15 protein-coding genes are annotated in these 19,106 nt (G+C 29.6%); 3 read left to right on the forward strand and 12 right to left on the reverse strand.

Annotated features, from left to right (window positions below; genetic code table 11):
• The 3 genes from GYM72_RS07890 to GYM72_RS07900 all read right to left on the reverse strand — a co-directional run bounded on the left by GYM72_RS07890 (position 1) and on the right by GYM72_RS07900 (position 3,132).
• On the reverse strand, positions 1 to 1,656 hold the full coding sequence (locus GYM72_RS07890) for a glycosyltransferase family 39 protein (protein WP_220264020.1): 1,656 nt from the start codon (positions 1,654 to 1,656) through the stop codon (positions 1 to 3).
• A 97-nt stretch (positions 1,657 to 1,753) separates the two neighbouring features.
• Positions 1,754 to 2,419 (reverse strand): lipid-A-disaccharide synthase N-terminal domain-containing protein, encoded by a 666-nt coding sequence (locus GYM72_RS07895; protein ID WP_160541776.1) that lies wholly within the window; start codon positions 2,417 to 2,419, stop codon positions 1,754 to 1,756.
• Complete coding sequence (locus GYM72_RS07900) at positions 2,416 to 3,132, reverse strand: glycosyltransferase (RefSeq protein WP_166005799.1); 717 nt, start codon at positions 3,130 to 3,132, stop codon at positions 2,416 to 2,418. Before GYM72_RS07900 ends, GYM72_RS07895 begins: the two co-directional genes overlap by 4 nt.
• A 155-nt stretch (positions 3,133 to 3,287) precedes the next feature.
• Between GYM72_RS07900 and mdh the strand changes: the two genes are divergently transcribed.
• Both mdh and murF read left to right on the forward strand, forming a co-directional pair.
• A complete protein-coding gene (mdh, locus tag GYM72_RS07905) occupies positions 3,288 to 4,226 on the forward strand; it encodes a malate dehydrogenase (protein WP_105296699.1) in 939 nt (312 codons plus the stop codon).
• A 325-nt stretch (positions 4,227 to 4,551) separates the two neighbouring features.
• The gene (murF, locus tag GYM72_RS07910; RefSeq protein WP_220264021.1) at positions 4,552 to 5,829 is read left to right on the forward strand and encodes a UDP-N-acetylmuramoyl-tripeptide--D-alanyl-D-alanine ligase; all 1,278 of its coding nucleotides are present in this window, start codon (positions 4,552 to 4,554) and stop codon (positions 5,827 to 5,829) included.
• 161 nt (positions 5,830 to 5,990) lie between these two features.
• On the opposite strand, the gene GYM72_RS07915 is transcribed toward murF, so the two are convergent.
• The 5 genes from GYM72_RS07915 to GYM72_RS07935 all read right to left on the reverse strand — a co-directional run bounded on the left by GYM72_RS07915 (position 5,991) and on the right by GYM72_RS07935 (position 11,836).
• Positions 5,991 to 6,515 carry an OmpH family outer membrane protein gene (locus GYM72_RS07915; protein WP_160541772.1) on the reverse strand — a complete coding sequence of 175 codons (525 nt, stop codon included), beginning with the start codon at positions 6,513 to 6,515 and terminating at the stop codon, positions 5,991 to 5,993.
• A 16-nt stretch (positions 6,516 to 6,531) separates the two neighbouring features.
• Positions 6,532 to 7,524 (reverse strand): OmpH family outer membrane protein, encoded by a 993-nt coding sequence (locus tag GYM72_RS07920; protein ID WP_220264022.1) that lies wholly within the window; start codon positions 7,522 to 7,524, stop codon positions 6,532 to 6,534.
• A 99-nt stretch (positions 7,525 to 7,623) separates the two neighbouring features.
• Entirely contained in the window at positions 7,624 to 10,188 is a 2,565-nt protein-coding gene (gene bamA, locus GYM72_RS07925; protein WP_220264023.1) for an outer membrane protein assembly factor BamA, read from the reverse strand.
• A gap of 18 nt (positions 10,189 to 10,206) precedes the next feature.
• On the reverse strand, positions 10,207 to 10,956 hold the full coding sequence (locus tag GYM72_RS07930; protein ID WP_220264024.1) for an isoprenyl transferase: 750 nt from the start codon (positions 10,954 to 10,956) through the stop codon (positions 10,207 to 10,209).
• Between the two features lie 13 nt (positions 10,957 to 10,969).
• Positions 10,970 to 11,836 carry a DUF6089 family protein gene (locus GYM72_RS07935; protein ID WP_160541768.1) on the reverse strand — a complete coding sequence of 289 codons (867 nt, stop codon included), beginning with the start codon at positions 11,834 to 11,836 and terminating at the stop codon, positions 10,970 to 10,972.
• A 262-nt stretch (positions 11,837 to 12,098) separates the two neighbouring features.
• Here GYM72_RS07935 and GYM72_RS07940 point away from each other — a divergent pair, with 262 nt between their 5' ends.
• A complete protein-coding gene (locus tag GYM72_RS07940) occupies positions 12,099 to 13,076 on the forward strand; it encodes a polyprenyl synthetase family protein (RefSeq protein WP_220264025.1) in 978 nt (325 codons plus the stop codon).
• Positions 13,077 to 13,281: 205 nt separating this feature from the next.
• Here GYM72_RS07940 and GYM72_RS07945 read toward each other — a convergent pair whose 3' ends face one another.
• The 4 genes from GYM72_RS07945 to GYM72_RS07960 form a co-directional block, all read right to left on the reverse strand.
• Positions 13,282 to 15,327, reverse strand: coding sequence for a S9 family peptidase (locus GYM72_RS07945; protein ID WP_220264026.1), 2,046 nt, complete (start codon positions 15,325 to 15,327; stop codon positions 13,282 to 13,284).
• A gap of 323 nt (positions 15,328 to 15,650) precedes the next feature.
• Positions 15,651 to 17,060 carry a DUF6056 family protein gene (locus GYM72_RS07950; protein WP_220264027.1) on the reverse strand — a complete coding sequence of 470 codons (1,410 nt, stop codon included), beginning with the start codon at positions 17,058 to 17,060 and terminating at the stop codon, positions 15,651 to 15,653.
• Between the two features lie 271 nt (positions 17,061 to 17,331).
• Positions 17,332 to 18,576 (reverse strand): NADH-quinone oxidoreductase subunit D, encoded by a 1,245-nt coding sequence (locus GYM72_RS07955; protein ID WP_160541763.1) that lies wholly within the window; start codon positions 18,574 to 18,576, stop codon positions 17,332 to 17,334.
• 30 nt (positions 18,577 to 18,606) lie between these two features.
• Entirely contained in the window at positions 18,607 to 19,101 is a 495-nt protein-coding gene (locus GYM72_RS07960; protein ID WP_160557297.1) for an NADH-quinone oxidoreductase subunit C, read from the reverse strand.
• Positions 19,102 to 19,106: the final 5 nt, after the last annotated feature.

The following is a 19,106-nucleotide window of genomic DNA, read 5'->3' on the forward strand; positions in this document are numbered from 1 at the left end:
TTATTCTTGATTTGAATTTGATTTTTTATAAATAATTAGGAAGTCACGAGCTAATCTCTCTTTGTATGATTTGCCGGAAGGAGCCACAGTATTTAAATCAACATACGAAACTTTTTTAACGTTATAAATTGAGCTTAATTCTTTAATTAAATTTTCCGTATCTTTTTGAAAGCAAAGGACTCCGACATAATTTTTATTTTTTAATTCCAATTGATCTCTAATTCCTACCTTGTCAATAGGTGGAATCTTATCTTCGTAATCCCAAACAATTTCGGGTGACATGTATTTATAATCATACAAGGTCATTTTATTCGTAGTAAATCTATGCAAATCTTTTACAGATTTGTAATTGGGATTATACAAAAAACTTTTGGCTAGAGGGAAAACAAAAATGATAACCACACATTGTAATAGTATAATAGAATTAAATACACGGTGCCAAGATTTTTTAATAAGGAAATACATAATACTAATTCCTACTATAAATAAAACCAGGGATGAGTATAAAGCCCAATCGGATTGTCGCGTAATTTTTTCTTTAAAAAATAAATATAGTACCAAAGGATAAACAATACCTACTAAACCTAATAACCCAAAGTTTATCTTAATCAACACAGAATCTTTTTTATTTTTAATTCCCTTAAGAATGAATTCTATATAGAATCCTGTATTCAAAGCAAGAGGAATTAAGGTGGGTAAAATATACCGTACTTTTTTTTCCGGAATTACACTGAGTAAAAGCAAGGAAAATAGTGTCCACAGTAAGGTAAATTGATAGGCTTTAAGGTTGGAAACCTTATTTTTCATATAAGGATAAAAGAGAGCTACTAAGGAAGATATCGTCCATACTCCGGATTGAGTAAAAAAACTCCAATAATAAAAAAAGGATTTCGAGTTATAATCATTAATCCAACGGGCTGTTTCTTTTTTTGCCATTGAATTCAAATGTTCAGGATCCATCCAATGTACATAAGCCGACCAAGAAAGGCCTCCTATAAGACCAATAAGTATATAAATACATAGTGGTTTTAAAATTTTTTTATTTTTAAAATTAAATTTATAAATAAACCCATAAGAAATTAAAAACGGAAGCAGCAAAGCATATAATGAAACAGGACCTTTACTAAGCATAGAAAAAGCAAGAAAAATTCCTCCCAGTATTGAATTTTTTATTGTACCGTTTTTCAAACGTAATAAATTCCATAGATAAAATATTGAAACAATCATAAAACTGTGACAATAAATATCCCATTGATTATCTCTACCTGCAAAATAAACGTAAAAAGAAGTTAATAGAATTAATCCGTTTTGAAAACCGGTTTGTCCCGTAAGCCCTAATTTCAATGAAAATTTATAGATATAAAATACGAGGACCATAGTCACAAGAACTACGGATATACGTAAAATTGCCACAGAATGAAATCCGAATAAATACCCAAAAAAAGCAGTCATCCAAGTTGGAAGAGGCGGTTTTTCATACCTAGGTTCTCCGTTTAATGTAGTCAAAAACCAATGTCCGTCTTGTACCATTTCTCTTGCAGTGATAAAGTTTCGTGCCTCCATTATATTAACCGGCATGACTCCTAAGTTTACCCCTAATATAATCAGAGAAGTGCAAAACAATACTATTATATGCTTAGTGTTATTATTTTTCATGCATATTTTATTTTATTTAAAATGATATTTTTAAATAAAAAATTTTCATTACTATATAATCGAAAAATAGTCAAATATATTTTATTAACTATTTTATTTAACTATCACTTTTCTTCAGGATAATTATGTTTCTTGTATAAACAATAATTCCTATAATATGCCCGGCAAATAATACAGGGTCTTTTCTGATAATTGAATAAATAAAGATCATCAATGATCCGGTAAGGCTTAAAATCCAAAAGCCCATAGGTAATTCCGATTTCTTAATTTTTTCCGAATAAATCCATTGATAGATAAATCGCATGGTAAATAAAACTTGTCCGAGGCTTCCCCATATTAGTAACCATAAGGGTATATTTTGCCTGCTAAAAAGTTTATGTAAATCAAAAGCACTGTTCCAAAGGCTAAATATAATTGCCACAACAGGAAATAAATATAAGATATATCTAAAAACTACATGATATTTCATCCAGGCATCATGAAGCTGAATATTCCTAATGTAAATGTAATAAGTTATCAATTGCCCTAACATGATTGAAAAATCATGTCTCAAATATCCGTAAACGAATAAAAAAAAGGAAGCAACAAGACTTACCTGCCAAAAGATGAGATCAGAAGTAACCTTTTTATTTTTTTCTGCTGAAATCCATTGAATTATCATTCTACTTGAAAAAAGTATTTGTGCAAGAAAACCTAAACTTAAGGTAAAATACTTTGCAAATAGATCATTAAAAAAAAGATTCTCAGCTAAGATATTTTTCATATTTTTTTCTCAGCTACTTTATAATTGATATATTTATTTTTCATCCAAATGTAAGCAAAGCAATCACTTAGAGGCCCAATCAGACGATTCCATAAATGAAATTTGGATTTACCGGCTATTCTTTCGAAATGCTGAACCGGAAGTTGTTTAATTTTCCCGTTTTGAAGTAATATCATTGCCGGTAGAAAACGATGCAATCCTTTAAACATCGGAATTTTTTTCGCATATTCAGTTTGAATAATTTTTAAAGGACACCCCGTATCATCCATCCCGTCATGAGTAAAAGCACGTCGGATTCCATTCGCAATTTTCGATGAAAGATTCTTAACTTTACTGTCTTTCCTGTTGGATCGAACTCCTGTAACCAATTGGTATTGATCCGCATAATCTAAAAGAATGTTGAAATCCATGGGAGATGTTTGAAGATCTGCATCAATATATCCAACCCATTGTGTATCGGCATAATCAAATCCTGCCTTAATTGCGGCGCTTAACCCATAATTTTTATCGAATGATATATAAAAGAATTCTTGATTTTCGTTGCAAATTTTTTGAATTACCGAAAGACTTGAATCTTTAGAACCGTCATTAACAAAAAGTACTTTTGACTTTTTCTTAGCAGCATGTAGAAATGCCAACATTTCTTCTTTAACTCGTTCAAGATTATCTTCTTCATTAAAAACCGGTATGATTACCGTTAATTCATATTCCATGTATGTGGGATGTAAAATAATTATCAAATTTATTAAAAAAATAGTGAATTTAAAATTGGAGAGTTATGTTTTAAAAGATGATAAACGACATTTTATTATAATTAAACTTATTATACCTTTGAGAAGATTATTAACAATAAATTAAGTATAAAAATATGAAAGTAACTGTAGTAGGCGCTGGAGCCGTAGGGGCTACTTGTGCTGATAACATTGCAAGGAAAGAAATAGTTGACGAACTAGTAATCGTTGATATAAAAGAAGGTTTTGCCGAAGGTAAAGCTTTAGATTTAACACAAACCACATCACTTTTAGGATTTGACACTACTATTACGGGAAGTACTAACGATTATTCTAAAACTGCCGGATCTCACGTTGCCGTGATTACTTCAGGTATTCCCAGAAAACCGGGAATGAGTCGTGAAGATCTTATTGGTACTAATGCAGGAATTGTTAAAGACGTTGCAACTAACATATTAAAATATTCTCCGGAAGCTATATTGGTAATTATTTCGAATCCTATGGATACTATGACCTATTTAGCTCTTAAATCTTTAGGATTACCTAAATCTAGAGTTATTGGTATGGGAGGGGCATTGGATTCATCTCGATTCAAAACCTACTTATCTTTAGCTAGTGGAGCTTCTCAAAACGATATTCAAGCTACTGTTATAGGAGGACACGGAGATACAACGATGATTCCTTTAACTCGTTTTGCTTCTTGCCAAGGGGTACCTTTTTCAAAAATATTATCTGCAGATAAATTAGAAAAAGTTGCTTCCGATACAATGGTTGGTGGTGCTACATTAACTAAACTATTAGGAACTTCAGCATGGTATGCTCCCGGGGCTGCCGGAGCTGCAGTGGTTGAATCTATTATTAGAGACGAGAAAAAAGTAATTCCTTGTTCCGTTTACCTAGACGGTGAATATGGTGAAACCGATATTTGTATTGGAGTACCTGTAGTTTTAGGTAAAAACGGTATTGAAAAAATTGTTGAACTGGAACTCAATGACACTGAAAAAGCTAAATTTAAAGCTTCAGCTGATGCGGTAAGGAATATGAATAATGTTTTATACGAAATGAAGGTTCTATAAAGTTGTAAAAACTAAATAAATTTAAAACAGCTTATTAGTAAGCTGTTTTTTTTTATCATATAAATTTAACATCTATATTATAATCAGTTTCTCTACTACATATCAGAAGAAATAATTTCAATCTAATTAACCGTTCGTTAACTTCATAAATTTATTTATTTGAAATTTTTGATTTTTTTTAAATAAAACATATATCAAAAACGACTTTTGTTTGTTCTGATTATATTTATATGATTGAATTATTAAAGAATGATTATTGATCTATGTAGCTAACAATTATTTATTTTTGTATAGTAAATTTCAAAATAAACCAGGAAGATTATATATGACAATTATTGAATTATATTCCATTTTTTTGCAATCTTCAGGAATTGCAACGGACACCAGAAAAATTGAAAAAGGCAATTTATTTTTTGCTTTAAAAGGAAATAATTTTGATGGAAATAGATTTGCTGAACAAGCAATACAGAATGGTGCTTTAGCTGCCGTTGTAGATGATATTGATGTATCAAATCCTGAAAAAGGCATTTTCTATTTTGAAAATTCTTTAGTTGCTTTACAAAATTTAGCAAGATATCACAGAAATCAAATAAACATACCTGTTATTGGTTTAACCGGAAGTAATGGTAAAACTACTTCTAAAGAACTAATAGCTTCCGTTTTAAGTGAAAAATTTAATGTTTTATACACACAGGGTAATCTAAATAACCATATTGGAGTGCCGCTTACCATCTTATCTATAAATCCCGAGCATGAAATTGCTATTATTGAAATGGGTGCCAATCATCGTAAAGAAATTGAATTATTAAGCGGTATTTCTCAACCAACTATTGGCTATATAACAAATTTTGGTAAAGCTCATTTAGAAGGTTTTGGAGGCAAAGAAGGAGTAATTAAAGGAAAATCAGAACTTTATGCTTTCTTGAGAGAATATAAAAAAACGGCTCTGATAAATACCGACGATCCTTTACAAGTTTCTTTGAGTCAAGGAATAGAAAAAATAACTTTCGGTTCTCATGGCTCATATACATTTTCTTTATTAGAAAATAACCATCGGGTTAGCATTCAATATAAAGACCTTGTAATTAATTCTCAACTTACCGGTCAATACAATTTTACAAATATTTGCGCCGCTTTTTCCTTAGGGCTTTATTTTGGTATAGATATAAATACGATTAAAAAAGGAATAGAAAATTATTCCCCTCAAAATCAACGTTCACAAGTTGTAGAAAAGGAAAATGTAGTTTTAGTATTAGACACCTATAATGCTAATCCGAGCAGTATGGAAGTCTCCTTAGAAAATTTTTCTCATTTCAAAGGAACTAAATCTATAATTATTGGAGATATGTATGAATTGGGCAGCGAATCGGTTTTAGAACATCAAAAGATTGTAAATCTTGCAGAAAAGTTAAATTTTGATTTTATTTATTTAGTTGGTGAAAATTTTTATTCTACCAACACGAAGACTACCAGAGTTCAAAAATTTCATACAACTAATGACATGAGAGAATATCTTAAAAACCATACCCTACCAACGCAAAATATTTTATTGAAAGGTTCTCGCGCCATGGCTTTAGAAAGACTCATCGATTTTTTACCTTAAAATTATTTAGGTGTAATTTCTTGGGTAAATTATTATCATATAAGGTGTTTATTACATCATAAATTCTTTACCATAAATGTTAAAGTTTTAATCTAATTTTTTGTTTTTATATATAAAAAAAGAGGCTATTAAGCCTCTTTTATTTTGTTCTATCTTAATTCTTATTTTATTCCTAATTTAGCTTTAACATCATTTAGAATATTTGGTCCTTCAGCATATAAAAGAGAAGGTTGAGAAGTATCAAAAACATAAAGGTAACCTTTAGATTTAGCAACACTATCAATTGCATCTTGTGCTTTTTTCATAATAGGCTCATATAAATCTGCTTGTTTTTTATCTAAAGCTTTTGCTGCTTCTTCTCGTAAAGCTACTAGACTTTGTTGATCTTTTTGGAAATCTTCTTCGTATTTTTGAAGTTGATCTTTCATTTTTTCAAGATCAGCTTGTGATTTTCCTTGCAAATCTTTTTGAATTTTTTCATACTTAGCAGAAAAACTGTCTTCTTGTTTTTTAATTTCTGCCTTTTTTTGGTCTGCTAATGTTTTTAATTGATCATCAGCTGCTTTTTTTTCCGGCATCAGGCTTAATAATTCCATTGAATTAACATGAGCTATATTTTGAGCTTTAACTAATTGAAAAGCTCCAACAAATGCAGTTAAGAGGAATACTAATGTGATTTTCTTCATTTTTATTCTAATTTTATTATTTACTTGTTTTATCATTAGTTTGATTATTATTTTGAGTTTTTTTCTTAGGTATATATTTACTACCATATCCTGATTTTGGTTGCGATTTAATGGTAGTTTTAGACTCTTTATTATTTACTGTTTTACTTTCTTTATTCTTAGGAGCCGGTGCAGTTATTTCATCTACATCTTCCTCCTTAGGATAATCTTTACTTTTTACGTTATTTATATTTTTTACCTCTGAAACTTCATCTACTTTTTCAGAAGAAACTTCATTTACTTCTTCTTTTTGAATTTGTTCCTTTTTAGTTTGTTTGTTTTTAGGAACATACTTTCTTCCCCATCCTGATTTTTGTTGCTTTTTAGTAGACTCTTTATCTTTTTTATCTATTGCTGTTTCATCAGAATTCTTAACATTTTTAATTTTAACTTCTTTGTCATCAACTTCATCTGAATTGGATATCATAGAAGATGATTTACCATTTTTATCCTCTTTCTTTTTGGTTGCAATTCCTAATTGTTTCAACACTTTATCTGTGATGTCATATTTGGAATCTGTATAAACCATAATTAAATCTGACGATTTGTCTAAGATTAAATTATATTTATCTTTTATAGCTATGGCATTTATTGCATTCCAAATTTGATCTTGTATAGGTTTAACCAAATTAATTCTTAGATTGACTGATTCTCCTTTTGATCCGAATTTTTTTTCAATAAATTCATGGAGCGCCTTATCTGTACTATCAATTGACATCAACCTTGACTTTTGCTGATCCTCTGTTAATAAAACTTTTTCGTTCTCATACTCAATACGAAGTTTTTCTAACATGGATTGTCTATTAACAATCTCTTCCTGCCATTTTTTAACTTCATGGTCAAGTCTTTGTTCTGATTGTTGATATTGCGGCAATTGTTTTAAAATATACTGCGTATCTACGTAAGCCATTTTTTGAGCAATGCCAAAACTAAAAAGCAAGAGCAGAGCATATGTCAATGTTTTCTTCATGGTAACTATATATAAGGCTTTTCTAAAATCATACCAAGTTTTTATAAACTTTATTTTGCTATAAATATATTATTATAATTCAATATAAGCAAAAATCATCTAAAATTGTTGACCAAATATGAAATGGGTTTCCCATCCGTTGGCACTGTTTGAATTAATGGTTGAATCAAATCCTTTAGCAAAATCAAAACCTAACATTCCGAATTGTGGCATAAAAATTCTAATACCAAAACCGGCAGATCTTTTTAGCTCAAACGGATTAAATGATTTATTATTGCTCCAAGTATTTCCTCCTTCCGCAAATGTTAACGCATAAATTTTCGTAGCTCCTCCTAATAAAACCGGATAACGCAATTCCAACATAAACCTTGAATATGAGGTACCCCCTCCTAATGGGGTAATGTCTTCACCGGAAACTCCTCCGAAGGATGTAGCATCTCTATACCCACGTAAAGGGATAATTTCTCTACCATCAAATCTATTTCCATATAGCCCGGTTCCTCCTAAATAGAATCTTTCAAAAGGAGGAATTCCTACTTTAGAATTATAATTACTTAAAAATCCGAATTCTCCTCCTGCTTTTAAAACAAATTTACCTACTAATTCCTGATACCAATAGGCTTTCATCTTTATTTTATAATATTCCAGCCATTTGTATTTTTCCTTATCGGTTTTTTTGCTGTAATCTTCATTGTTAAATGCGGAATATGGAGGAGTAAATTTCACTGAAAGCTCAAATTCAGAACCCATTGTAGGGAATATAGGATCAAATCCTGCTGAATATCTACCTAAACTTGCATAAAAACTGAAATTGTTACTTTCTCCATTATCCCATGTTGTATATCCTAAGGCATTTTCATCTGCTATATTAAACGGATAATTTCTAAAAGAGTATAATTGATAATTGATACCATAGGAAAGCCTGAAATAATTATCCGGCCAATTTAAACGAGTGGTTAATCCCACTTGACCTCCATATATATTTAGTTTGTTTCTTCCTTCTGCATAATAGTTATTGTAATTCAATATCGTGCTGTAAAGAGAAACAGTCATGGAAGTAGGCCTTTTACCTGTAATCCATGGTTCTGTGAATGAAATGCTGTAATTCTGATAATTACTTCCTGCTTGGGCTCTTAAAGATATACTTTGTCCATCACCGGAAGGAATAGGTTTCCAAGCTTTTTTCTTGAAAAAATCATTAAATGAGAAATTACCAAAAGTTAAACCTAAAGTTCCAATAAAACGATTTCCTCCATAACCTCCTTGTAATTCTATTTGACTGTTTGTTCCCTTTTCTTCTAATTTATAATTAACGTCTACCGTACGAGTTTCAACATTCGGTGTAATAATAGGGCGCAAAGTCTGTGCTTCAAAGTATCCCATTTGGGCTAATTCCATAATGGTTCTTTGTATATCTTCTTTTGAGAAAAGATCTCCGGGTCTTGTGCTCAATGAGCGTTGGATCACGTGATCGTGAGTTTTGGTATTTCCTGAGAAAGTAACTTTGTCCCAATAAGCCTGTTCTCCTTCTCTTATTTTAATTTCAATATCTATCGTATCATTTCTAACTGCTTTTTCAATGGGAACTACATTGGCAAAAACATACCCGTTATTATAATATAGTGTTGAAATATCATCGTTTTTTTCTGATCCTGATACTTTTTTATTGAAACCTACTGCATCATAGGGTTCTCCTTTTTTATATCCGATAACTTTTGAAAGTGTCTCACTAGAATATGCAGAATTTCCGGAGAAAGTTACATTTCCCAGATAATATCTTTTTCCTTCTGATACATGAACATCTATATCAAAATTCTTTTTATTGGCTCTGAGTACAGTATCTGAAGTTATTTTTGCGTCTCTAAATCCATACGATTGAAAAGTTTCAACAACTCTATTTAAATCTTCCAGGTATTTTTCAGGAACATATTTTGATTTCTTCCAAAAGCGATAAAATCTTTTTTGTTTAGTATTTTTGAAAGCTCGTGATCTGACGGTTGAAGCTTTTAATACTTTAGTTCCTTCTATTTTAATTGTTTTAACTTTAACTCTAGGACCTTTATCTATAGTTACATTCCAATTGACTAAGTTAGGATCTGTTGGATTGGTCGATTCTTTTATTATTGCTTTGGCATCCGGAAATCCTTTATCTGTATATTCATTTCTTATGGAGTTTTGAAGTTTAGAACGCAGATCATCGGTAATTTTAGCCTTTGTTTTAAGACCATTGTCTTTTATCAACTTTTCGCCTTTAGATTTACTAATTCCATGAAATTTTACAGTACCTAAATCCGGAAGTGCTACCAAATTTATACGAAGGTACACCTCATTGTTGATTACTTTAGTTAAAAAAATTTCTACGTTAGCGAAAAGCTTAGAATCCCAAAGTTTTTTGACTGCCGTGTTAATTTGCATTCCCGGTATTTCCACAAAATCTCCTTCATACAACCCCGTATACCTCATGATTTGATTCTTAGAATATTTATCGGTTCCGGTAATTTTGATTTCTTTAATACGTAAAGCAGAATCGTCTTTTTTAATAGGGTCTATATCTTTTTGAACATCAGCCTTTGGTTCTTGTGGTGATATTTGAACACTGTCTGCAACCTGACCAAATATAAATATGTTTACTGAGAATAAAACGGCCGCTAATAATTTCTTCATGTACACTTTTTACTTCTTTTACTTTACTTTTAATTGTTCACTTATTTTCCCGAATCTTCTTTCTCTGCTCTGATAAAAATCTAATGCTTTTAAAAATTCTTCTTTATTAAAATCAGGCCATAATGTATCTGTAAAATATAATTCTGCATATGCTATTTGCCAAAGTAAAAAATTACTTATTCTTTGCTCTCCACTCGTTCTAATGAGAAGATCTACATCCGGTAGATCGTTTGTATATAAATATTGATTAAAGGTATCTTCATTTAATTGTTCCAAAGATATTTCGTTATTTGAATAATCCAGAGCAATTTTTTTGGCAGCATCGAGAATTTCATTTTTAGCCCCATAACTTAATGCCAATGTCAATGTGCCCCTTTGATTATTGCATGTATCTGTGGTAAGCAGGATTAATTCCTCTCGGACGTTAGTTGGAAATTTATCAATATTGCCGATAACTTTAACTCTAATGCCTTTTTCTTTTAATTTTTTTGTTTCTTTTTTTATAGTGTTAATCAATAGACTCATCAAAGAATTCACTTCTAAAATGGGTCTATTCCAATTTTCTGTTGAAAAAGCATATAAGGTAAGGTAAGGAATATTTGCTTCTTCACAAAATTCAATCGCCTCTCGAACTGCTTTAATAGCATTTTGATGGCCAAGACTACGAATCATACCTCTTTTTTTAGCCCATCTTCCATTACCATCCATAATAATGGCAACGTGTTTAGGCATTTTATTTTCTTCTATAAATATATCTTTTTTAGACATTAATAATTATAATTTAATAACAATAACATGGAGGTCTTCCAAATGTGTAAGTAAGATTTATCCCCCATATTAAATACCAATCGTTACTTTTATATGTATTACCTGTTTGATGTTTTCCTATGATTTTAGCATTTCTTCTATTTATCTCATCTTTAAGCTTAGGGTCTACAGTACTTATATTATTTAATTGAGGATCTATGTTTATAGTTATATTTTTGTTTTTTATAGAACTATAATCAAGATTATCCTGGAATGTATATCTTGCTCCTATTTCAAGAGATAATAACCAATCGTATTTAATTTTAAATTTATATCCCACGCCAAAAGGAATATTAAAATCGAATTTCATAGATTTCTTATAATTTTCTTCTGTTACAAAATCTTGAAAATTTAAAGGATCCCTGTAAGAACCATCATAATTTTTAGCTCTCGTATGATTGATTGTATATTTCCTATCATAAAACCCATATCCGCCCACTCCGGCAAATATATATGGAGAAGAACCTGAATATTTTATATCATTAATATCAAAGAAATAATATTCAAATAAAACTGAGGTTTCAAAAATGGTATTACTTCCTGATATTTTTCTTTTAAATCTATAATCTTCACTTGCTTTCTCATCGTCAAAATAGACTCTGTTATAAATTAAATTTAAACGTAAACTTTGTCTATTATCTAAATTATACCTATAAAGTACTCCTAGAGAAATTGGAATTCTATACCTATCCATAGGAAATATTTCAATATAATCGGTTTTACCTATATCACCAATTATATTGGCTCTTCCAATAGATATTCCTACTTCATTACGTTGAGCTTTTATATGCATTAAACAACAAGTACAAATCAGAATAACCAGTAAGAAAACTTTTTTCATTTTAATTTAATATTATTTCACGTAATTGCATAATTGCTTTAAACGTGAAATAAAGTCATTTTGTTGCATTATCCTCTGCAATATTATGTATCTTCTCAAGCAACAAAGATAATAATTCTTTTTATGTTTATACTCTTTATTTTGTTATTAACTTATTTTTAGTATATAACCTTTATTTTAATTATCTTTTTACCTCTTCTTTATAAAATAAAATGGAAATTTCAAATTAAAATATGTAAAATTTGATTATTTTTGAAACCTAATGTCCAAAGTTACTGAACAAATTAAAATTCCAATAGCTGATGAAATGAAGCTTTTCGAAAAAAGGTTCTATGAATCCATGAAAAGTAAAGTTCCCTTATTGGATAGAATCACCCAGTTTATAGTTAGAAGAAAAGGTAAGCAAATGCGCCCCATGTTTGTTTTTTTAACTGCTAAGCTTACCGGTAATGTAACGGATAAAACATATCGAGCAGCTTCATTGATCGAACTTATCCATACAGCCACTCTTGTTCATGACGATGTAGTAGATGAAAGCTACATGAGACGAGGTTTTTTTTCAATAAATGCTTTATGGAAAAATAAAATTGCTGTTTTAGTGGGCGATTATCTTCTATCAAAAAGTGTATTATTAGCTACTGATAATCAAGATTTTGATTTATTATCTATTATTTCCAGAACTATACGAGAGATGTCTGAGGGAGAACTGCTGCAACTGGAAAAAAGTAGAAAACTTGATATTACGGAAGAGGTCTATTTTGAAATTATACGTCAAAAAACGGCTGTATTAATATCTGCGTGTTGTGAATCCGGAGCACGTTCTACCTATGCTTCGGATGAAAATTCCGAAAAACTTCGCCTTTTTGGAGAATATACCGGAATTGCGTTTCAAATAAAAGATGATTTGTTTGATTATACAAGTACTAACTTAATTGGAAAACCGGTCGGTATTGATATTCAAGAAAGAAAAATGACGCTTCCATTAATTTATGTGCTTAACAACGCAAGTAAAGAGAATAAAAAATGGTTGATAAATTCCATTAAAAATCACAATAAAGATAAAAAAAGAGTTGCTGAAATAATCAAATTTGTAAAGGAAAACGGGGGGATTAATTATACGATTGATAAGATGAATGAATATAAGCAAAAAGCGCTCGATATTTTAGTTAATTTTCCAAAAAATGAAAATAGAGATTCGTTGGAATTGATGCTTAAATACGTTATTGAAAGAAAACACTAAATTACCTCTACTTATTTCTTCAATTTGCAATTATTTTCATATTAGTAAAATCCAAAAAATTATTTATTAATTATTTTTTACCTATAAGTAAACTTATATTTACCACTCGCCTATATATAAATATCTATAAAAAAATTATATTGGAATTAGGTAAGGAAATTTAAAAAATAATTAAATCATTTTTCAAATTTCCTAAAGTCATTTACTAGTTTAATTTATTTTCTAAATATAAATAAAAGGCATATTCTAAGGCTACTTCTTTTAAGGATTCAAAACGTCCGCTAGATCCTCCATGCCCTGCATCCATATTAGTTTGAAGTAATAAAAGGTTAGAATCTGTTTTCATATCTCTGAGTTTTGCCACCCATTTGGCCGGTTCCCAGTATTGTACTTGAGAATCATGTAAGCCGGTTGTTACCAACATATTGGGATATTCTTTATTTTCAACATTATCATAGGGTGAATACGATTTCATATAATTATAGTATTCTAGTTGATTCGGATTTCCCCATTCATCGTATTCTCCTGTCGTTAAGGGAATACTGTCATCTAACATAGTTGTAACTACATCTACAAACGGTACATCTGCCACTACTCCATGAAATAGTTTGGGGGCATAGTTAATAACTGCTCCTATTAATAATCCACCGGCACTACCTCCATTGGCATATAAATGATTAGACGATGTATATTCTTTTTTGATTAAATATTCAGCACAGTCTATAAAATCGTAAAATGTGTTTTTCTTTTTTAACATTTTTCCATTTTCATACCAAGGCCTTCCTAAATCTTCTCCACCTCTCACGTGAGCAATTACATAAATAAAGCCCCGATCTAACAAGGATAACCGTATGGAGCTAAATGTTGCATCCATTGAATATCCATAGGATCCATAAGCATATAATAACAAAGGGGTATTTTTAGATGGCTGAGTGTCTTTCTTCATTACTAAAGATAAAGGGATTTGTACTCCGTCTCGAGCTTGAGCCCAAATTCTTTTAGTAACATAGTTATCTTTATTAAAATTACCCAAAACTTCTTGCTCTTTTAAAACCTTTTTTTCTTTGGTGCGCATATTAAAATCAATATCGCTCCACGGGGTGGTCATTGAAGTATAACGATATCTGATAATATCCGTATCGAAATCTCTGTTTACAGAAGTTCCTACTGTATAAACTTCTTCTTCGAAAGGTATCTCATAATTAATTAAATTATCCCAACTCTTAATTTTTATATGAGTTAACCCTCTTTCTCGTTCTTCAGTTACTAAATAATTTTTGAATAGTTCAAACCCCTCCAATAAAATTTCCTTATTGTGTGGTATTACTTCAATCCAATTTTCAATTGAAGTATCTGTTATTGGGGTCTTCATTAATTTAAAATTAGTTGCCCCGTCTTTGTTCGTAAGAATATAAAAAAATCCTTCATAATGATCAAAGGAATATTCCACTCCCCTAATCCTTTCTTGAAATATTTTCCATTCAGCTTCGGGATGATCGGCAGGAATAAATCTATATTCATCTGTTAAGGTACTTCCGGAGGCTATTACAATATATTGTAAGGATTTAGTTTTGGTTACATAGACATTAAATGTTTCGTCATGTTCTTCAAAGACCAAAAGGTCTTCCTCTTGAGAAGTTCCTAAAATATGTTTATATATTTTAGATGAACGTAAAGTTTTAGGGTCTTGTACGGAATAAAAAATGGTTCGGTTATCATTGGCCCATACTACATTTCCTGTGGTATCTTTTAATTCATCGGAAAGTATTTTGCCGGTTACCAAATTTTTTATTTGAATGGTATATATTCTTCGACTCACTGTATCAACTGAATAACAAGCCATGGTATTATCCGGACTAACGTTAACACTTCCAATTTGGTAAAATTTATATCCTTTGGCCATCTCATTGACATCAAACATGATTTCTTCTTTGGCTTCTAAAGAGTCCTTTTTTCTTATATAGAGAGGATATTCTCCCCCTTTTATGTATTTGGTGGTATACCAATATTGATTGAATTTATAGGGAACGGACTCATCATCTTCTTTTATCCTGTACTTCATTTCCTCAAATAATTTTTTTTGCAATAAATCGGTAGATTTCATCTGCTCTTTTGTATAAGCATTTTCTTCCTCCAAATATTTTATTACTTCAGGGTTTTCTCTATCGTTAAGCCAATAATAATTATCAATTCGAATATCGTTATGAGTAATTAATTTTTTAGGATTTTTTTTTGCTACCGGTGCCTTCATAAATATTTTATTTATATAAACATCAAAAATAAGGGTAATACTATATAAAATCAATTATATTAGTCTTTTTATTTAAAAACGTATTTAATTAAAATAGATCTATTGTATTCGTAAGTAATTGTTATTAATTTAACAATTATCTTATCTCATTAGGCTAGAAATTTTTCCTAAACTGAATACGTTTAAATTGTAATATAATGATTGATTTAATTATGGAATTTTTATAATATATTTTAGGAATATTCACAAAAATAAAACCTATTAATTATATTATCTTATTATTCTTTAGGAATATCGTTTAATACTATTTTTATGTTAAATTATTAATTATCAGCATTAGTTCTTCGTAATATTATAGCTTTTTTACCAAAAAAAATGGCCATATTTTGATTGTAAAAGTGGTTGTTTGTTTCTTTAAGATCACTTCTTAAAATTGTTTTAGGTATATTTTTAATTGGTTTAACAAAAACAGTATCTTTTTTAGAACTACTAATGGTTTCGTATCTTTCTTTCATCTCTTCTTTATACTTTATCATATTTCCAGTTAATACATCCTTATATGAATTATAAAGATTATTAGAAAAATTGTAAATATTCTTATCTCGTATAGTAAATGTATAACTAAAGACTATTAATAATAAAATTGCTAATAAGGTATAAGGTGAAAATTTGATGGTGTTAAAAAAAGGTAAGGTTACAATTTTATAGGCAATGAGCATAGACAATATATTCATAGCAAAGAAAATCACATTTACGGTTCGTAACGGTGGAAAAAATCCTACCGACCATAAACTAGGAAAAGAACCTAAAAACATAAATATCAAAAAGGTAATAATATAAAATATATTTGAAAATTTTAAAAAAGGTAGATCAATATTTTTAAGCCAATTTCTTAAATTATAAAGCACTAATAGATGAATTGAAAATACTATTATAAAATATCTTATAATTATTACAGTAGTCTTCCATAACATGCTTATTATACAATTAACTAAAGACAAATGATATTGAGCAGTAGTTGAAGATCTGAATTTGTTTCCTGGAGATACCAAAATATACATGGTTAAAATCCCAGCGAATATTAGTAAACTTAAATAAAATGAATTAATTTTTTTACTATTGTAATAACTACATGAAATTAATAAAAATATAAAAATATCCAAATATATCATGGAAATTTCATTACATCCAATAATTAAAAATATTATTAAAAATGATAATATTTTGTAAATTAAATTATGATTTCTATAAAGTTTTATTATAATTCCAATAAAAAATAAAGATAAAATATTTCCCAAATGATATGTTGCTGAACCTGCTAACCAATAGAATGCAGAAGTAATTTCTGGCAACATAAAAAAATAAGTAAAACAAAAAGTAGATAATAAAATTAAAGTAAATTTTTTATTTAGTGTAATTTGATAAAACATGAAATAAGAACCGATAACAAAAAGAAATATCATTAAAAAAGAAATAATACGATATCCATCAAACCATCCAAAATAAATTGGATCAGTAATAAGTAAACCAGTAGATGTATATCTACTCCCCCAATTCATATAATCATTAATTTGTACCTCTAAAAAACTTTTATGTCTTAGCTTTAACGCATATACATAATCATCGAGAATTGGTTCTGTATAGAAACTTAATATTAAAAGAGGGATAAGCGATGCTATAAATAAGATTATTATGCTCCAATTAAAAAAATTTGAGTAGATAGAAATTTTCATATTTGTTTTACTTACAAAATATTTATCTAACAAAAATATTAAATTTTAATCTAACTCTCTTATTTCTCTATCTTATATATTAAACCATATATTTTTTATAATTATTTGAAAAATATAAAATTTTAAAAATATTACTATTTTATAATTATTTTTACAAAATCGTCTACAAATAAATTTTAAATATTATTATATTAGTATAATTACATAAAAAAACTCTCAAAAATGAGAGTTTCAATAATTTATATTAATTTAATTTTGTGTTAAGTAACTTTTATGCATCTAGTTCACCCGCAATCACGTTTAAACTTCCTAACGTAATGATAGCATCAGACAGCATTTGATCTTTAATTAATTCAGGATAGGCTTGATAGTAAATAAAGCAAGGTCTTCTAAAATGTAATCTATAAGGACTTCTCCCTCCGTCACTAACCATATAAAATCCTAATTCACCATTTCCTCCTTCAACTGAATGAAAAACTTCACCGGTTGGAATATCTGTTTCTCCCATGATAATTTTAAAATGATAGATAAGAGCTTCCATACTGGTATAAACATCCGGCTTATCCGGTAGATAATATTCGGGAACCTCTACATGATAATTACCTTCAGGTAAATTTTCATAAGCATTTTTAACCAATTTGAAACTTTCCCTCATTTCTTGCAAACGAACCATGAAACGATCGTAAGCATCTCCTGAAGTCCCTATAGGAATAATAAAATCAAAGTCATCATATGAAGAATAAGGGCTCATGACTCTCACATCATAATCTACCCCTGCTGCTCGTAAGTTCGGACCGGTAAATCCATAATTCAAAGCTCTTTCAGCTGAAATACCTCCTACCCCGATCGTACGGTCCATAAAGATTCGATTTCTTTCCAATAATTTAGCGAATTCTTCCAATCTTTTTGGAAATTCTGCAATAAATTCTTTTATTAATTGATGGAATTTTGGACTAAAATCACGCTCAAACCCTCCAATTCTTCCAATATTGGTAGTCATTCGAGCTCCGCAAACCTGTTCATAGAGGTCATATATCTTTTCTCTATCCTGAAATACATAAGTAAATCCGGTTAAAGCACCTGTATCAACTCCCATTACTGAATCGCAAACCAAATGGTCCGCAATTCTTGCCAACTCCATAATAATGATACGCATATAATCAATCTTTTTGGATACTTTCACGCCCAAAAATTTTTCCATGGTCATATGCCATCCCATATTATTTATGGGAGAAGAGCAATAATTAAGTCTATCGGTTAAGGTGGTTATTTGAGAATATGTTCTTCTTTCAGAGATTTTTTCAAATGCACGGTGAATATATCCAACGGTTGATTTTGCTGAAACAATCCTTTCCCCATCCATTAATATTTTATTTTCAAAAATACCATGGGTAGATGGGTGTGTTGGTCCTAAATTTATTTTTTGTAATTCTCCATCGACTTGTTCCTTCACAATGTATTTGTCTACTGTATTGGATAAATCGACCAAATCACTTATATTTTTTTGTTTAGACATTTTTTAATTCTAACTTTTTTAATTTACTAATTATCTGCCGAACATGGCATCATTCTTATCCGTACGGGTAGTATCTTCCAGCGTATATTGTTTTAAAAGCGGATGATAGTCCATATCATCCCTGTTTAAAATCCTTGTTAAATTAGGATGTCCTTTAAATACTATTCCGTAAAAATCAAAAGTCTCTCTTTCCTGCCAGTTAGCTGCAGAATAAATTGAGGTAACCGAATCAATTTCAGGATTCTCAATAGAAAAGAATGCTTTAATTCGTATTCTAAAGTTGTTTATGAAACTATGAAGATGGTAAATAACTCCTAATTCCGATCCTTTATTATCGGGATAATGTATTCCACACACATCAGTTAAAAAATCAATTTTTATCTCATGATTTTTAATAAATGTTAGTAAGGAAAGCACAATATCTTTTTTTATTTCAATGGTTAAAATTCCATCCGGCTCGTATGCCCTTATAATACCATCACCAAACTCATCAGATATGAGTTGCAATACCAATTGATTATCTATAATTT

It is taken from the genome of Apibacter sp. ESL0404 (genome assembly GCF_019469245.1).
In the GTDB taxonomy this organism is placed as follows: Bacteria; Bacteroidota; Bacteroidia; order Flavobacteriales; family Weeksellaceae; genus Apibacter.